The 16127-nt window shown below is 52.6% G+C and carries 17 protein-coding genes; 2 read left to right on the top strand and 15 right to left on the bottom strand.

Features of this window, described 5'->3' with window-relative positions:
- Window positions 1-141 precede the first annotated feature (141 nt).
- Window positions 142-1188, bottom strand: a complete 1047-nt coding sequence (locus JFC11_RS04040) for a TRAP transporter substrate-binding protein (protein ID WP_038479553.1) — start codon at window positions 1186-1188, stop codon at window positions 142-144.
- A gap of 227 nt (window positions 1189-1415) precedes the next feature.
- The gene (locus JFC11_RS04035) at window positions 1416-1988 is read right to left on the bottom strand and encodes a TIGR02444 family protein (RefSeq protein WP_198348769.1); all 573 of its coding nucleotides are present in this window, start codon (window positions 1986-1988) and stop codon (window positions 1416-1418) included.
- Between the two features lie 29 nt (window positions 1989-2017).
- On the opposite strand from JFC11_RS04035, the gene JFC11_RS04030 reads away from it, so the two are divergent.
- Window positions 2018-3964 (top strand): ATP-binding cassette domain-containing protein, encoded by a 1947-nt coding sequence (locus tag JFC11_RS04030; protein ID WP_038479559.1) that lies wholly within the window; start codon window positions 2018-2020, stop codon window positions 3962-3964.
- A gap of 49 nt (window positions 3965-4013) precedes the next feature.
- Here the strand turns inward: JFC11_RS04030 and dtd are convergent, their stop codons facing one another.
- The 10 genes from dtd to JFC11_RS03980 form a co-directional block, all read right to left on the bottom strand.
- Window positions 4014-4451, bottom strand: a complete 438-nt coding sequence (gene dtd, locus JFC11_RS04025; protein WP_038479561.1) for a D-aminoacyl-tRNA deacylase — start codon at window positions 4449-4451, stop codon at window positions 4014-4016.
- 78 nt (window positions 4452-4529) lie between these two features.
- On the bottom strand, window positions 4530-5111 hold the full coding sequence (locus JFC11_RS04020; RefSeq protein WP_038479564.1) for a chalcone isomerase family protein: 582 nt from the start codon (window positions 5109-5111) through the stop codon (window positions 4530-4532).
- A 70-nt stretch (window positions 5112-5181) separates the two neighbouring features.
- Window positions 5182-6027, bottom strand: coding sequence for a universal stress protein (locus tag JFC11_RS04015; RefSeq protein ID WP_038479567.1), 846 nt, complete (start codon window positions 6025-6027; stop codon window positions 5182-5184).
- A 157-nt stretch (window positions 6028-6184) separates the two neighbouring features.
- The gene (gene thiD, locus JFC11_RS04010; RefSeq protein ID WP_095603421.1) at window positions 6185-7015 is read right to left on the bottom strand and encodes a bifunctional hydroxymethylpyrimidine kinase/phosphomethylpyrimidine kinase; all 831 of its coding nucleotides are present in this window, start codon (window positions 7013-7015) and stop codon (window positions 6185-6187) included.
- Between the two features lie 157 nt (window positions 7016-7172).
- Window positions 7173-8282 (bottom strand): TRAP transporter substrate-binding protein, encoded by a 1110-nt coding sequence (locus JFC11_RS04005; protein WP_051626398.1) that lies wholly within the window; start codon window positions 8280-8282, stop codon window positions 7173-7175.
- Window positions 8283-8467: 185 nt separating this feature from the next.
- Window positions 8468-9871 (bottom strand): TRAP transporter large permease, encoded by a 1404-nt coding sequence (locus JFC11_RS04000; protein WP_198348768.1) that lies wholly within the window; start codon window positions 9869-9871, stop codon window positions 8468-8470.
- The gene (locus JFC11_RS03995; protein WP_038479576.1) at window positions 9871-10431 is read right to left on the bottom strand and encodes a TRAP transporter small permease subunit; all 561 of its coding nucleotides are present in this window, start codon (window positions 10429-10431) and stop codon (window positions 9871-9873) included. Before JFC11_RS03995 ends, JFC11_RS04000 begins: the two co-directional genes overlap by 1 nt.
- A 101-nt stretch (window positions 10432-10532) precedes the next feature.
- A complete protein-coding gene (locus JFC11_RS03990) occupies window positions 10533-11363 on the bottom strand; it encodes an endonuclease/exonuclease/phosphatase family protein (RefSeq protein WP_038479579.1) in 831 nt (276 codons plus the stop codon).
- Between the two features lie 2 nt (window positions 11364-11365).
- On the bottom strand, window positions 11366-11998 hold the full coding sequence (locus tag JFC11_RS03985; RefSeq protein ID WP_038479582.1) for a thiol:disulfide interchange protein DsbA/DsbL: 633 nt from the start codon (window positions 11996-11998) through the stop codon (window positions 11366-11368).
- 105 nt (window positions 11999-12103) lie between these two features.
- Window positions 12104-12733, bottom strand: coding sequence for a c-type cytochrome (locus JFC11_RS03980; RefSeq protein ID WP_038479585.1), 630 nt, complete (start codon window positions 12731-12733; stop codon window positions 12104-12106).
- Window positions 12734-13043: 310 nt separating this feature from the next.
- Between JFC11_RS03980 and yihA the strand changes: the two genes are divergently transcribed.
- A complete protein-coding gene (yihA, locus tag JFC11_RS03975) occupies window positions 13044-13679 on the top strand; it encodes a ribosome biogenesis GTP-binding protein YihA/YsxC (RefSeq protein ID WP_038479588.1) in 636 nt (211 codons plus the stop codon).
- A gap of 85 nt (window positions 13680-13764) precedes the next feature.
- On the opposite strand, the gene JFC11_RS03970 is transcribed toward yihA, so the two are convergent.
- From JFC11_RS03970 to JFC11_RS03960, 3 genes are read right to left on the bottom strand one after another with little or no spacing between them, the layout of a single operon-like run.
- A complete protein-coding gene (locus tag JFC11_RS03970; protein WP_038479591.1) occupies window positions 13765-14502 on the bottom strand; it encodes an HAD family hydrolase in 738 nt (245 codons plus the stop codon).
- A 2-nt stretch (window positions 14503-14504) separates the two neighbouring features.
- A complete protein-coding gene (locus JFC11_RS03965; protein ID WP_198348767.1) occupies window positions 14505-15413 on the bottom strand; it encodes a tyrosine recombinase XerC in 909 nt (302 codons plus the stop codon).
- Entirely contained in the window at window positions 15406-16116 is a 711-nt protein-coding gene (locus tag JFC11_RS03960; RefSeq protein ID WP_198348766.1) for a DUF484 family protein, read from the bottom strand. Before JFC11_RS03960 ends, JFC11_RS03965 begins: the two co-directional genes overlap by 8 nt.
- Between the last annotated feature and the right edge of the window lie 11 nt (window positions 16117-16127).

The following is a 16127-nucleotide window of genomic DNA, read 5'->3' as shown; positions in this document are numbered from 1 at the left end:
CTGTGTTTTACGCAAGGTAACGAGCTTTTTTTTGTTAGATGGCTATCAGCACCGGGTGAGCGTATAAAAATAAAAAAAGGGCAGCGCTGGCTGCCCCCCCTAGGTGATTTACCGTTCAAAACAAGTGCACTAAACGGTAAATTATTCGTTAGTTACGGCTTCGAGATCAGCTTTAAACTGCTCCAACAGCTCAGCACCTTTATCACCCGTCATTTCTAAAAAGGCTTCTTCAACCTGAGGAGCACGGTCACGGAAAGCTTGGATTTGTTCTTCATCCAAACGTGTCACAGTGACTTCATCCGAAGCTTCCTGGATTTTAGCTAATGCCTCGTCGGCTAGCCCTTTAATGTGCTCGATTGTGTGATCATAGGCAGCAGCAGACGCTTCCTGCACTAGCTCTTTGTCTTCATCGGACAAGCCTTCATAGAAGTCTTGGTTAGCCATCATGGCGGTAGTGAACCAGCCATGGCCTGTGAAGGTAAGGTGCGGTGATACTTCATATAAACCGCCAGACTCGATCCAGAAAATCGGATTTTCTTGACCATCGATAATGCCGGTTTGCAGGCCACCATATACTTCGCCCCACGGTAGCGGCGTTGGTGTTGCACCAAAAGCATCATACGTTTCTGAAAGCAATGGATTCGTCATGGTACGAATTTTCTTGTTATTCATATCTTCCGGCGAGCTGATCGGCTCGTCGGTGGTAACGACCATTTCACCTTCAGGGTACATCTTCAGTAGCTCAAGGCCTTGTTCAGCGTAGAGCTCAGGGAACATCTCGTTGATGGCCTTACTCTCATCAAAGAAAGTCAGGACGGTTTCTTCATCTGTTGGTAGCAGGTAAGGGATAAAGAAGATTTGCGCTTCTGGGATAAGAGAACCCGTGAAACCAGGCGACTGGTTTACAAACTGAAGAATGCCGTTTTGGGTCTGCTCCATGATGTCATCAGATTCACCTAACTCACCAAAACGGTAAACCTGAACGCTGTGATCGGAATTCTCTTCAATATAGTCTTTGAATGCGTAAGCAAACACATCTTGGACATCGCCTTCGTACTCTTCGTGGGCGTAACGCCAGTTATCTGCTTGAGCAGCTGCGCTGAGACCAAATAGTAGTGCACCAACGCTCGCCGTCGTCATTAACTTAGTCGTTACTGAACGAGTCGAAATTAACTTGCTTGCCTTCATGCAGAGTTCCCCTAGCAGTGGTAAGCGCGCTATGCGAGTGCGCTAATATTTAATTTTTGTATAATGCGTGTCGCTCTTAAACGCTCTGTTAGTTGCCAGTGACTTTAGAGTAACTATTTATAAAATCATCATTCATAAAGCCTATCTTTTTGAATACGTTTAGAAACAGTTACACAAGCAATAACAACCTTAAAACACGCGTTATTCAAAAATAGCTTAATTTCAGGCTAGCGCGGTCGCTCGTAGCGGTCAAGCCGTTCCGCAAGTATAGCAATCGCCTCTCTGGCGTTCTCGCGCTCGGGTGACACAACTACTTGATCAAACGCAAGGCCATCATAAAACAGCTTACTTTGCAGCCATTGTGCGACATCTTGCTTACTTATAGCGCAGTTTGTTAATTGCTGGTTAAGTTCAGACGTTTGCAATATCCAGTGTTGCCAGCGTTGAAGGTTCTCACGCTCAGCTTGAAGTTCGGCCTGCTGAAGTGTCTTTCGCAACTGGGCAATGCCCTCACTTTCTGCTGCTTGTGGCTTAAGATCACGACGCAACTGCCGCAAAACAGCGGTGATCGATTGCTGCCAACACTCCCGCGCTTTGCGCTCCATTGACAGCGCGCCAGGCGTTACCTGAAGACCGTAGTGGTAGAGCCAGCTATGCACTAGAAGCTCACACACATCCACCCCTGCACTATCTTGCAGAACAAGGCATGCTTGCTCGACTCCAGGCTGGGCATAAAATGTCAGCGCAAAATCCCATAGTGGAGCCTGCTGTAAGCGCTGGAATCGGTTAGAATCGAACATTGATTTACCCACTTTTTTCGGGAGAATGCATGATCGCACTGCGCCAAGTCGCCCTGCAACGGGGTACACAAACGCTACTCGATAACGCTGACCTTACGCTCCACAGCGGTATAAAGGCAGGCATTATCGGGGCAAACGGCGCCGGTAAGTCGAGCTTATTCAAACTTCTGCTAGGCGAGCTCGGCCCCGACCAGGGCGACGTCGAGATGAGCGGCGGCCAGCGGATAGCCCACATGGCCCAGGAAGTTGAAGCGCTGGATCGCCCCATTGTGGAGTACGTGCTGGATGGCGATTATGCGCTGCGACAAGCGGAGGCTGATCTACTGGCCGCGCGCAAAGCAGACGATGCACATCGGGAAGCCGAGCTACATGGGCTTATCGAAACCCTGGATGGCTACACGGCAGAATCGCGGGCATCACAGCTGTTAGTGGGGCTCGGGTTTGTGCAAGCGGATCTTAAGCGGCCTTTGTCAGACTTCTCCGGTGGCTGGCGTATGCGGGTGAACCTAGCCCGCACGCTGTTTATGCCTTCCGACTTATTACTGCTTGATGAGCCGACTAACCACCTGGATCTCGATGCCCTACTTTGGCTAGAACAGTGGCTAACCCGCTACCCTGGCACATTACTGCTGATTTCTCATGACCGCGACTTTCTGGATGCCGTGTGTGATCACATTGTGCATATGCATCATCAAACGCTCGAGCTTTACCGCGGCAACTACTCTCGCTTTGAGCGCACGCGGGCTGAAAAACTCGCTCTACAGCAAGCAGAAGCAGCCAAACAGCAGGCTCGCCGCGAAGAAATTGAGCGCTTTATAGCGCGCTTTCGCGCCCAGGCAACCAAAGCAAAGCAGGCGCAAAGTCGTGTAAAAATGCTGGAGCGTATGGGGGATATTGCTGTTGCTCATACGGATTCGCCTTTTCACTTCACGCTGCCTGCCGCAGATAAGACCTCACATCCGCTGCTCGTGCTTGACCAAGCGACCCTCGGCTATCGCAGCGAAACAGGCGATGTCGCGCAGTTAGAGAAGGTCAACATTACGTTATTACCCGGTAGTCGCATCGGCCTGTTAGGCCCCAACGGCGCGGGCAAATCGACACTGATTAAATCACTGACCGGTGAACTTGCGCTGCTAGAGGGCAAGCGCGTGCCAGGTGAGCATTTAGCCATTGGCTATTTTGCCCAGCACCAGTTGGAAAGCTTGGACGTGACGACGACGCCGTTTGTACATGTGCAACGGCTCTCTCCCAAGGCGAGTGACCAGGAAATTCGCAATTTCCTAGGTGGCTTTGGCTTTAAGGGCGATGACGCCTTTGGCGAAGTTGGCACTTACTCCGGCGGTGAAAAAGCGCGCTTGGCGCTCGCGCTGGTCGCCTGGCAGAAACCCAACCTGCTGCTGCTCGATGAGCCAACCAACCACTTGGACTTGGAAATGCGCGAGGCGCTCACCGAGGCGCTGGCAAGTTTTGAGGGCACGGTCATTCTTGTGTCTCACGACCGGCATTTATTGCGTGCCACGGTTGATGAATTCTGGCGGGTAGCAGACCATCGTGTTGAACCCTTTGATGGCGATCTCGATGACTATCGAGCATGGTTAAAGGCGCGTTTGGAAGAGGGCAGACGCGATGCGCGTAGCGAAAAAAGCGAACGCCAAAGTCAGCAGCCTAGCGGTGACCGAAAAGCCGCTCGCAAAGCAGCGGCGGAGCTGCGCGAGAAACTGCGACCACTGAAAAAAGAGCGTGATCAAGCTGAAAAAACTCTGGAGAAAACTCAGCAGGCGCTTGAAGAAGTAGAAGCTATTTTGGCTGACCCGACACTTTATACCGACAGCGCTCGTAAAGCAGAACTGACCGAAGCACTTGCCCAACAGGCGAAAATCAAAAGCCGCTTGGACACCGCCGAGCAGCAGTGGCTCGCCGCCGAGGAAGCGCTGGAAACAATGGAAGCAGAGCTATTAGCCAGCGAAGACGCCTAGCCCTGCGCTGACTAATACTGGCTGCTTTAATCTAGTCAAATTAAGTAAACTAGCTTTCAAGCATGAACGTTACCGGCCCATCGTTAATTAACGCCACTTGCATATCAGCGCCAAATTGGCCGGTTGCAACGTTGGGCCAGGCAGCGGATGTCTTAGCCACCAAATAGTCAAACAGGCGCTCGCCTTCAGCAGGTGGTGCAGCGCTAGAGAAGCTGGGGCGCAAACCTTTGCGAGTATCAGCGGCCAACGTAAACTGAGATACCAGCAGTAAGCCTCCGTTAGCCTGTTGAAGGTTATGATTCATTTTGCCCTCTTGGTCACTGAAAACGCGATAGTGCAGCAGCTTATGCAGTAGTTTTTCAGCATCAGCCTCACTGTCGCCCTTTTCAACGCCCACTAAAGCCAGGAGACCATGGTCAATGGCCCCTACCATCTTACCTTCGACCGTCACGCTGGCGTTTTTTACCCGCTGAATCAGTGCCTTCACACTTGCCTCTTGCGATGTGTCCCAAAGAAAATACAGTGTACTCGCTGGCACAGGCGTCAGACAAAACCCTTATTTGAATTAACCCTGGCCCAGTAGCGCATCGCGAAAATCATCGCTTAGAGGACGCTCGCCCAACCAAATACCAAACATAGCGCTGGCGAATTCAGCACTGTCATCTTCAAATACCACATCGCCATTCAGGGCGAGCTGCAGCGACTCTCCATCCCAGCTGAGTAGATAGCGATCACCAGGCACTACAGCACGATAGCGCTGATTCAGCCGCTCTAGGTCCTCCTCAATCTGGCTAAACTCATAGAGTGTCAGCGACTCTTTTAGCGTTTTCTCAGTCGCTTCAGCAAAATCAGCCGCCTCAATGTCATGAAAATAAGCTAACTCAAGGCGACGAGGGACATCGCTCAATGGCAGCGGCTCAGTTTCTCCCTCAAGCTGGTAGTAAGCCCCTGCATAGGCGGTCCAGATCATATAGCGGAACACACCACTACCCATTAACGCGTAGTGCTGACCGTTAATTTCCACGACGCGCTCAAAACGCTCTCCTCGTTCAGTCACACTATCTGCCAGCACACTGGGTGCCAATAAAAGTGTACCGACTGACAGCAGCGTGCCCAGCATTAAAGGGTGTTTGTGTACATATAGCATAGCGAAACCTCTATTTTTCGGAACACTAACTATACATACACAAAACAAAAATAAAGGTTCCGTACAACAACTACCAGGAGCGACATAGCATGAGGTCGCAGTGAGGTTCGCCTAACAGCATTTCAGTCACTTGGCTGGTGTGCTGGGGCTGGCCACGGCTTCCAATAATCACCAAATCTGGAGAGTGTCGCTTCATGTAATCTTGAAGCACATCACAAGGTTGCCCTGGCTCGAGCACTAACTCAACATCAGGGACGCCATCAAGATCGCGCATTAAACTCTCAATCTCGTTATCCAGCGTCCTACGTAAGCGTTCTACTTCATGGTCTCTCCACTGGGCAAAATTAGCCTGGGAGCCCAACTCACGCTCTCCAGGCAAGCTCCAGGCATGTAGGAGCGTCAACTTAGCTTCTGGAAAGCGAATGAGCGCCTCCCTGAGCGTTTGACGAGCAGTCAGCGAAAAGTCGATCGGCACCAGGATATGTTGCCAAGGCTGAGTTGGTAGATAAGAGGCGACCACCACTGGGCAGGGCGCACTTCTCAGCACACGCATCACGGTGGTTCCCAAAAGGAGATCTTTCTGTCCGCGCTTACGGTGCATGCCCATAATAATTAACGAGGCATTGCGTTCGTGGGCTTCTCGCACAATTTCAACATGAGGCGCCCCCACAACGGTTTGAATAAGCAACGAAGGCGCTTCCAGCGCGTAATCTTCGCGCAGGTCGGTCAATGTGGCACTGATATCTTCGTTAACCGCGCTTTCAACGTCGTGAAGAACACGGTGGGGCAAGTAAGGGTCAAGGACGTGAAGAATGTCGAGCTGCGCCCCTTGGGCATAGGCCAGCCGAAGAGCGCGGGCAAACGCAGCGCGGTTATCCTGAGAAAGGTCCGTAGCGAACAGCAGCGTGCGAGACATGGCGCAACTCCTTGGCCGATCAAGTCGGCACCGTCAGTAGGCACGTTAGATAGCCAAACAGGCACTGTTCAGCATGGTGTTCGTTTGCGCATACTGCAAGGTGTGTCTTACCTTTTCGATTGCTGCTCTGCACGCTTATTGCGCTAGGTCATTTACATCACCACCACGCATGGAAATGGTGCACTGGCCCACGCCCATGACCGACATTTAGCCGAGTGCTCGCTTCTAATGCGGCATGTAGCCACAACTTGGCTTCACCAATCGCTTGCTTAGGCGCATTTGGCGCCGCATCGGCGGGTAGTTTTGCTAGACACGCAGTGATCGCAGACGAGAGAGCACAGCCCGTGCCGTGCAGGTTGTCAGTGTCAATACGCGAGGCAGGAAGCCATGTGTGGCCGTCAGGGGTTGCCAGTAAGTCAGGACAGGTATCTCCGCGTAGGTGCCCACCTTTCAGCACCACATAAGGCGCGCCCAACTCCACCAGCGCTGGCAGCATCGCTTCCATGTCATCCAGCGAATTCGGTGACTCGGCGTCTAAGAGCACAGCCGCTTCAGGCAAATTGGGCGTAATTACGTCAGCCAACGGTACCAATATATCGCGCACAGCACGAATGCCTGCGTCATCGACCAGAATATCACCGCTTTTGGCCACCATTACCGGGTCCAGTACGATCCAGCGGGGACGGTTTTGCCGCAAGACTTCAGCGATTACCTCGGCAACCTCACGGCTGGCGACCATGCCAATTTTAACGGCATCTAATGCCACATCATTTATCAGGTTTTCTAGCTGCTCGCGAATAGCGTGAGGCGAAACCGGATAAACGGAAGCCACACCACAGGTATTTTGGGCGATGACAGCAGTGATGACATTGGTGCCGTAGACACCCAGCGCCGAAAAAGTTTTCAGATCACCCTGCAAGCCAGCGCCACCCGAGGGGTCAGATCCTGCGATGGTAAGTACATTGCGAAGGCGAGAATCGTTGGACATGGGGCTCCTTACTTAACGGTTCAGTAGCGCTCTAGAATACCCAAGTACAGCGCTCAATAGGGGCTTCTTAACTAAAACAATGGCCGCCCCTTAGGCGGCCATTGTGTGTTCAACGGGAGCAGAATGCTAATAGCATAGTTACATCGCTATTGAGCCGCTACTGCGTTGTGTCTCCATCTGGATTCCGTGCGTTGTAGTACGCCTGTTCAGAAATCGCATGGTAGTTTTCGACCTTATCCTGGAAGGTACGATAGGAGTCATAAATCCGTGTACCCAGCTCGCTTGATTCAGCCAATTCAGCAATAACGTCTTCTGAATGCTCACGGGCCTGAGCCAACACGTCGTCAGGAATACGGCGCAGTTCAACCTCATGCTCGTTGACCAACGTCTCCAACGCATCGTTATTACGCGCGGTGTACTCATCAAGCACATTCGCATTAATATCGCGCACTGCGGTCGTCAAAATAGCCTGTAAATCAGCGGGCAATTCGGCTAAGGCTTCTTCGTTGACAATGGTTTCAAACATCACCGTCGGCTCGTGCCAGCCAGGATAGTAGTAATAATCGGCAGCCTGATGCAGACCGAAAGCTAAATCATTATAGGGGCCAATCCATTCGGTCGCATCAATGGCACCTGACTGAAGTGATGTGAAGATTTCGCCGCCAGGCATGTTCACAATGGCAACGCCCATACGGCTCATCACTTCACCACCTAGGCCTGGCATGCGCATTTTCAGACCATCAAGGTCTTCAATCGAATTGATTTCCTTGTTATACCAGCCCCCCATTTGAACGCCAGAAGCACCCGCCACCATGACATCCACACCAAAAGGCTCGTAAACTTCGTTCCACAACTCCATGCCACCGCCAAAATGCAGCCAGGCATTCATTTCCTGTGCGTTCATGCCAAACGGCACGGCAGCGAAGAACTGTGCTTCAGGGGCTTTGCCCTTCCAGTAATAAGAAGCAGAGTGGCCAAGCTCAGCAGTGCCGTCAGACACAGCATCAAAGACTTCAAACCCAGGTACCAACTGGCCAGCACCAAATACTTCAATGGTCAGGCGACCATCGGACATCTCTTCCACCAGTTGCGCGAGCCGCTCAGGCCCCTGCCCTACACCTGGGAAATTTTTTGGCCAGGAAGTGACCATTTTCCAGCGGAAGTTTTCTTGTGCTTGGGCCTGATTATCAAAACTTGAAACTACCAGCAAACTAGTGGATAGAGCGGCTGTCATCGCAATGGCGACAGGTAAAGCGTTGGCTTTCATATATTAACCCTCTTGCTTCTATTATTACTGTTATAGGTAGGAGGAGTCCGCCTAGCCCAATTGGCTAGGCGGTTTGTTACAAGCCGTTCGTTTATGCAGCTTGGCTGCTTTTGATTAAGGTTGCCACTTAGTTGCGTTGATAGTCACGATAGTTTTCAACTTGGCACTAATCAAAAAGACGTAGCCTAAAATTGAGTAGGTAGCCATGTAGCTAGTTGGGGGAAAAACGTTAGCATCAGCAGCATGCCAAGCTGCATCAGGATAAACGGGATAACCCCACGGTAAATTGCCGAGGTCGGCACCGAGGGTGGCGCTACGCCGCGCAGATAAAACAGCGCAAAGCCAAACGGCGGAGTTAAGAATGACGTTTGCAGGTTAATAGCGATCATGATGCCCAGCCAAATTGGGTCAAGCCCCATGGCCAGCAGAATCGGCCCAACGATGGGCACCACCACAAACGTGATTTCGATAAAGTCGAGAATAAAGCCAAGTAGGAAGATGACCAGCATCACGATAATGGTCGCCCCCACCACTCCACCGGGCATACCTTCGAACAAGTCGGTGACCATATGCTCGCCGCCGTAGGCCCGGAAGACCAACGAAAACAGCGCCGCACCAATCAAAATCATAAATACCATGGTCGTCACATGGGTAGTTGAACGCAGCACGTCTTTCAGCGTTGCCCAATCCAGTTGACGATAAGCCAGCGCCAGCACCAGGGCACCAAAGGCACCGACAGCCGACGCTTCAGTAGGCGTTGCAAAACCGCTTAAAATCGAGCCAAGCACCGCCACAATTAGCACCACAGGCGGCACTAAGCCTTTCAACAGCAGCATCCCCAGGCCTGAAGTGTGACCAAGCTCCGCCATTAGCTCTTCACGGTCTGCAGCTGGGGCCATTTGCGGGCGAAACCACGCTACCAGAGCCACGTAAATCATGTACATAACGACCAGGAGTAACCCAGGCACCAGCGCTCCCATAAACAGATCACCCACAGAGACCGTTTTAGGGCTGAAAATACCCATCGAGAGCTGTGCCTGCTGGTAAGCGGACGAAAGCACATCGCCAAGCAGTACCAATGCAATGGAGGGCGGGATGATCTGGCCAAGCGTACCGGTCGCACAAATGGTGCCGGTCGCCAGCGAGGTGCTATAACCGCGCTTTAGCATGGTAGGTAGCGACATCAGCCCCATGGTAACCACGGTGGCCCCCACAATGCCGGTAGATGCTGCCATCAACATACCTACCAATGTCACTGAAATACCTAAACCGCCACGCATGGCACCAAACAGCAGCGCCATCGCATCAAGCAGTGTTTCAGCTACTTTGGACTTCTCCAATAAAACGCCCATTAAGACAAATAATGGCACTGCCAATAACGTTTGATTGGTCATAATGCCGTAAAGCCGGTTGGGCAACGCGGCGAGATAACCACTGTCGAAATTGGCATCGACGCCGATGGTCTCAAGGCCTAGGCCCATTCCTGCAAACAACAGCGCGGTGCCCGCTAACGAAAGCGCCACCGGGAAGCCGAACATCAGTACGATACAGATGGTGGCAAATAAAATAAGCGGCATAAATTCCAACATTAAACGCGCTCCTCAAGGTGGTTATCATCACCAACAGATGGGGGTATCCGGCCAGTAAATACGTAGCCGTTGCGCACCACTTCAATGATGCCTTGTACGATCATCAGCGCGGCAAAGAGCGGTATTAACGTTTTCAGTGCAAAGACGGCTGGAATGCCACCATAATCGGAGGAGGTTTCCATAATACGCCAGGAGTTAGCAACGTAGCCTAAACTGGAAGCAATGACAAAAGCCATCACAGGCATCAACAGCGTGATAATACCCACGATGTTAACCATCGCTTGGCGACGTGGCGTCATTCCACGGTAGAAGATATCGACACGCACATGGCCATCGTGGCGAAAGGTGTAGGCCGCAGCGAGCATAAAGACACTGGCGTGCATGTACATCACCAGTTCTTGCATAAAAATACTGTTAACGCTGAAAATATAACGAAGCAGTACAATCGCGAACTGAATCAACATCATAATGATGATCAGCCACGCAAGGCTACGTCCGAACCACTCCGAAGCGCGGTCCAGCGCAGCGATAAACGCAGGTAGTTGTGTTGTATCTGACATGGAAGTGTCTCGCGTAAAACGACTAAGGGGGTCAGCGCCCCAGACAATAGCGCATATACGCAGACAATGCAGCGCCCATAAACTGCCTAGCAAGCTTATTATTAAACGCTTTGGCGAATCGCCGCTAGGCAGGCTGGAGGTAACGGTAAATCGACAGCAATCGGTAAATGGTCAGAAAACAGATGGTCCAGTACATGGACATCTGCGACTTCAAGTGTCTGGGAAAGCAGGATGTGATCCAGGGCGCGCCGGGGCTGCCAGGATGGATAGCTAAGCAGCGGCTTAACCGGGTGAAGTGGCAACGAGGTACTAAAACGTTCATGAGCATGAAGCTGGTCAGGCGTACAGTTTAAATCACCCATGACCACCACATGGCGCAGCGGCTCAATAATATTGCTTAAGTAATTCAGCTGACGCACACGCCCGCGCTGACTCAGCGCCAAGTGGGCGACAAAGATATGCAGTGCATCTGGCCCCTCACCATAGCGTGCGTGAATTGCACCACGCCCTGGCAACATCCCTGGCAGACGATGCTCTTCGATGTGGCTAGGCACGATACGTGACAATAGCCCATTACTGTGCTGAGCAAACTGCCCTAAATTACGATTTAGCTGCTGAAAGTAGTGGGGAAAGCGTGCTTTAGCGGCAAGGTATTCAACTTGGTTTACGCGACCGGAACGAAAACTACCGCCATCAACCTCTTGCAGGCCCACCACATCAAATGGCTCTAGCACATTACCCATTTGCGCCAAGCGTTCCAGACGTTGAGGGTGAGGCAAAACATGCTGCCAACTCCGCGTGAGGTAGTGGTGATACGCTGACGTTTGAATACCTACCTGCAAATTAAACGTCAGTAAGCGGATATGGCCACGTTCAACCAAAGACAACGCAGACGAGCCTACTTGCCCACCTGCGTGACCATGCTTTAACACCGTTATTGTGCACGCTCGTTACGCACGCGCTCGACAAGCGCATCCGCAATTTGCGGCATATTTTCCAAGCTACCCGCCGTGCTTGGCGACACAACGTAGCGGCCATCAACAATTAGCGCTGGCACACCCATCAGGCGCATTTCACGCATGCGGCTGTTGGCTTTATTGACTTCGCTACGAACGCCAAACGCCTTCAACGCCTGCTTAGCTTCTTCTTCACTTACACCGTAATTAGAGAAAAACTCGGCGATTTCATCCTCATCTGTCAGTGAGCGACCATCTTCATGAATGGCCTCAAAGAAATCAGCGTGCAGTTCATCTTCGATACCTAGAGATTCTGCTGCATAAAATGCCGTCGCGTGGGTATTCCAGGCACCACCCATGGTAGCCGGCATATGCACAATGCTAACGTCGTCTTCAAGTGTTTCGTACCACTCATTTACTGGTGTTTGCAGCCGATAGCAATGCGGGCAACCAAACCAAAACGCTTCGGTCACTTCAATCTGCCCTTCGTCGACCTGTGTCTCCACTGGCGACTCAAGCAGTGTGTAGTGCTGACCCTCTACCAACTCCTGAGCACTTACTGCCGCAGATAAACCTAAGCCAGCAATCGCGACCATTAACGTTTTCAACATAGCGAAAATTCTCCAAGAATGAGCGAGACTGTGACTGCCGAGCATGCATAGAGGTTCCCTATCTCTTTAATTACCAGCGAGATAGGGAACCTTGATTAGCTACGACTAGTTCAAGCCTAACAGGTAATTCGCTACAGCTTCCATATCGTTATCGCTCATTTTGGAAGCGATATCACCCATGATGTTGTTCGGGCTGTTAGCACGCTCACCGGAAGCAAAGTCTTGCAACGTGGACACCGTATACTCTGCGTGCTGACCTGAAAGCGCTGGATATACCGCGCTGCCAATACCAGCCCCCGTAGGTGTATGACAAGCACTGCAAGCAGGAATACCTTTGGACATATCACCCGCCCGGTACAGCTCTTCACCGCGTGCTAAAAACTCTGAGTCTTCATCGTTAGTTTGGCCAAGATTGGCGTTTTGGCCTGCAAAGTGAGCCGCAACATCCCAAGCGTCTTGATCAGAGAATGCATCGACTTGACCAGCCATGGTGGGAACCAAGCGGTTGCCGTCGCGAATATCCATGATTTGCTTGGCCAGATAGGACATCTGCTGCCCTGCCAAATTAGGGAAGGTACCCACTGCGCTGATACCTTGCTGACCATGACAGGCCGCACAGGTTTGAGCCAGTTCACGACCTGCCGCCGCATCCGCGTCAGCTTGGTGGTCGGTTTGAGCGTGCACGGTGCCAACGGCACCCATGGTAATTGCCAGGCTTGCCAGTAACTTTCTCATTGCTATTCCACTATGCCGTTTGATTATTGACTGGTACGCATCCCGGGCGCTGCCCAGGTTCAGCACTTTACCAGGGTCAGCTCCGCCAAAACGAACAACATGCCGTGTTGGTCGCTGCTGGCTAGAGCGCGATGGTACACTAGCGCCCCAGGTCGCAGTTATAAACCGCTTGCATTATAACGAATCACCCTAGCGGCGGGAATGCAAGTCCAGGTCTGCTTTTGGGGTAATTCGTCGCGGTACCGTCATTTACTCACGTTAACGTGGTGAAACGGGCCGTCTTATACGTCTGTTTTTCAGGATTAACACCATGTCTACTGCCAATGATCACCCAGTCGCTCGACTGAACTACCCCACAGCGCGTTTTATGATTAGCGCACCAACACTTGCTCTGTGTCCAGACGATACCGGCGCAGAAGTCGCGTTTGCTGGGCGCTCAAATGCGGGTAAATCAAGCGCGATTAACGCACTTACTCAACAAAATGCCCTTGCCCGCACCTCGCGTACGCCAGGCCGCACTCAATTGATCAACTTTTTCAGCGTCATGAACGACGAATCGCGTCGCTTAGTCGACTTGCCCGGCTACGGCTACGCCAAAGTGCCTGAAGCGGTAAAGCTAGAGTGGCAGCAGCACCTGTCTGACTATCTGCGTGGCCGCTTTAGCCTACGTGGCCTTGTACTGCTAATGGACGTGCGCCACCCGCTAACCGAGTTCGACCAAATGATGCTCAACTATGCAGATGAGCGCGAAATGCCTGTGCACATTCTGCTTACTAAGTCCGATAAATTAAAAAAAGGCCCTGCTAGTGCCGCGCTGCAAAAAGTCCGCTCTCGTCTTAAAGAGTGGGAAGACTTAGTCTCCGTTCAGCTCTTCTCATCGCTCAAGCGCGACGGTGTAGATACGCTTTCTCAAAAGCTCGACCAGTGGCTGCATACCCCTGAGTAAACCAAGGATCGCCGAACAAGCCAAGCTTTCACCATTAAACGGAATCTTGCCAAACAAACTCAGTCTTCTTAAATAAGCCACTTTTTCACGAGCGTCGCTCCAACCACTCGATCAGCTCGGGCAATTCTTTCACGTGGGCAATGCGGTGGGTGCGTGCTGGCAAGGTTTGGTCGCCTTGTGCGGCGATCCATACGGCGTGCATGCCCAACTGCTGTGCGGGTAGTACGTCCTCTTGCCAAGAGTCACCTACATGCATGGCCTGGTGTGGCACAACATTCAGACGCTCCAGGGCGGTGAGAAACGGCTTAGGATCTGGTTTTGGTGCCAGTAATTCGCCTGCAGCAATAGCGACTGGAAAGTACGCTGCTAACGGCTGACGCTTAAGGTGAATATTGCCATTGGTAATAGCGGCTAGTTGATAACGCTCGCTCAACGCGGTTAATAGCCCCGCGGCTTCGGGGTGCGGCGTTACTTGTACCCGCAAGCGATGAAACTCATTCATAGCAGCGGCAGCCCATAGCAACGCACTGCTACGTGCTAAGCCTTGGGCTTCCAACTGTGCTTCTAACGCCCGCAAACGCAGCCAGGTAAAATCACCACGCCGTTCTGGCACCCGCTTGGCCCACTCTTGGCGGCGCTCCAGATAATCAGCCAGCCCCTGCTGGTAACTTAGCGCTAATGGCGCTTCATGGCGTGCTTTGCGCCACGTTGCCAGCGCTTCAATTAGCCAACGATAGTGACCCTCTTCCGTTTTTAACATCACGCCTTGGTTGTCCCATAGCGTATCGTCAAGATCAAACGTAATCGCTTGCAAAGAAGCCATGGTTAACTCCGTGTCGGGCGGCGTTTTGCGCGGGGGTGAGCAGCATCATAGCTTGCGGCCAAGTGCTGCCAATCCAGGCGGGTGTAGACTTGGGTAGTCGATAAATTAGCGTGGCCTAGCAGTTCCTGCACCGCCCGCAGATCTTGGCTGGACTCCAATAAATGACTTGCAAACGAGTGACGCAGGCGATGGGGATGAAGGTGTTCAGGCAAACCACGCACAATAGAAAGTTGCGCCAAGCGCTTTTGAATACCACGGTGTCCCAGACGTTGCCCACGTTGACCAACAAATAACGCCATTTCGCCCGTTGCTGCCAGTTCAGGCCGACACGACAACCACGCCTTAATCGCTTGATCCGCTCGCTGACCAACGGGCACTTGCCGGGGCTTACTGCCCTTCCCCATCACCCGCACATGATGAGCATTTAAGTGCCCCAAATCCAGCGCAGCAAGTTCCGCTAAGCGTAGGCCGCTGGAGTAAAACAACTCGAGCATGGCTTGGTCACGTATTGCCAGCGGTGTGCCGTCGTGAGGCGTGTCTAAAAAGCGTGCGAGTGCATCCACATCAAGCGGTCTGGGCAAGTGGCTTGGCTGCTTTGGCGTGCGTAGTAACCCCACAGGGTTGTCGGCAAGCACGTGCTGCTGCACAAGATAGTCAGCAAAACGTGATAGTGCAGCGCGACGGCGGGCTAAACTTCTCGGCGCGAGGCCGCGACTGCGCTCCGCCCCTAAAAAGGCGCGTAGAAATGTAGTGTCTAACGTCGCTGCCTCGGTGACGCCACGTTGCTCAGAAAAATGCTGCAGGGCGGTTAAATCCTGACGATACGCAGCCACGGTGGCAGGGCTTGCGTGGGTCGCAAGCTTACGTAAATACGCCTCGACCTGCGTTGTTAATGAGCTTGGGCTATCCATGGTGTTCTAGGCGAAGCAGTAGCCGTGCCACGATATCGCTCAGATACTCTGTAAACAGCGTATCCATACTGGCGCGGTAACAGTCGGGGTCAGGACTTGCGAGCAGCAAATACCCCAGTTGCTCGCCCGCCGAAAGACGCGAAATGGCGCAGGAACCCGCGCGCCGGGGTGCTTTAGTATGCGGCAACAGACATTTCCAGTCGCTAACGCTGAGCTTGGCACAACGGCTGGTGCGCCCATCTAGCAGCGCAGCCAAACGAGCGCTGGCATGCTGGTCCAACACGTGGCGTGGCGGTTGAGGCGGCGTCGGCTCATTGTCACTCAATGAGGATGGGCACCATAGCGCCATTGCCGGCGTTTGAAAGTGCTCGCTTAACTGAACAGCGAGCGCTTGGGCCAAGGCATCACGATCTTCTGCTCCCACCAGACTGAGTAGCGTCTCACGCAGTCGACGGTATTGGGCTTCATTATGCCGCGCTGTTTCTAGAAGATGCTCAAGCCGCTCCTCTGCTGTTTCAGCACGCTGACGTAAATCGATTACCAAGCGCTCTAGCAGCGATACCGCCCCATCAATGTGGGGGTGCGGTACCTTAAGTTGCTGCAGCAAGCCTTCACGACCAACAAAAAAATCGGGATGACGGGCCAGCCAAAACGCCACTTGATCAGGGTCGAGCGTTTTGCGCGGCTCGGGGGCTTGAGACATCGCCGTTCTCC

Source organism: Vreelandella alkaliphila, assembly GCF_016107625.1.
GTDB classification, from domain to species: Bacteria; Pseudomonadota; Gammaproteobacteria; order Pseudomonadales; family Halomonadaceae; genus Vreelandella; species Vreelandella alkaliphila.
This window is presented reverse-complemented; position numbering and strand designations above follow the sequence as displayed.

Coding starts and splice junctions, on each gene's coding strand:
- JFC11_RS04030 (WP_038479559.1), top strand. CDS start 2,018: ATGATCGCACTGCGCCAAGTCGCCCTGCAACGGGGTACACAAACGCTA.
- JFC11_RS04035 (WP_198348769.1), bottom strand. CDS start 1,988: ATGTTCGATTCTAACCGATTCCAGCGCTTACAGCAGGCTCCACTATGG.
- JFC11_RS04005 (WP_051626398.1), bottom strand. CDS start 8,282: ATGAAAGCCAACGCTTTACCTGTCGCCATTGCGATGACAGCCGCTCTA.
- JFC11_RS03960 (WP_198348766.1), bottom strand. CDS start 16,116: ATGTCTCAAGCCCCCGAGCCGCGCAAAACGCTCGACCCTGATCAAGTG.
- JFC11_RS03970 (WP_038479591.1), bottom strand. CDS start 14,502: ATGGCTTCTTTGCAAGCGATTACGTTTGATCTTGACGATACGCTATGG.
- JFC11_RS03995 (WP_038479576.1), bottom strand. CDS start 10,431: ATGTCAGATACAACACAACTACCTGCGTTTATCGCTGCGCTGGACCGC.
- JFC11_RS04015 (WP_038479567.1), bottom strand. CDS start 6,027: ATGTCTCGCACGCTGCTGTTCGCTACGGACCTTTCTCAGGATAACCGC.
- yihA (WP_038479588.1), top strand. CDS start 13,044: ATGTCTACTGCCAATGATCACCCAGTCGCTCGACTGAACTACCCCACA.
- JFC11_RS03965 (WP_198348767.1), bottom strand. CDS start 15,413: ATGGATAGCCCAAGCTCATTAACAACGCAGGTCGAGGCGTATTTACGT.
- JFC11_RS04020 (WP_038479564.1), bottom strand. CDS start 5,111: ATGCTATATGTACACAAACACCCTTTAATGCTGGGCACGCTGCTGTCA.
- JFC11_RS03985 (WP_038479582.1), bottom strand. CDS start 11,998: ATGTTGAAAACGTTAATGGTCGCGATTGCTGGCTTAGGTTTATCTGCG.
- JFC11_RS03980 (WP_038479585.1), bottom strand. CDS start 12,733: ATGAGAAAGTTACTGGCAAGCCTGGCAATTACCATGGGTGCCGTTGGC.
- thiD (WP_095603421.1), bottom strand. CDS start 7,015: ATGTCCAACGATTCTCGCCTTCGCAATGTACTTACCATCGCAGGATCT.
- JFC11_RS04000 (WP_198348768.1), bottom strand. CDS start 9,871: ATGTTGGAATTTATGCCGCTTATTTTATTTGCCACCATCTGTATCGTA.
- JFC11_RS04040 (WP_038479553.1), bottom strand. CDS start 1,188: ATGAAGGCAAGCAAGTTAATTTCGACTCGTTCAGTAACGACTAAGTTA.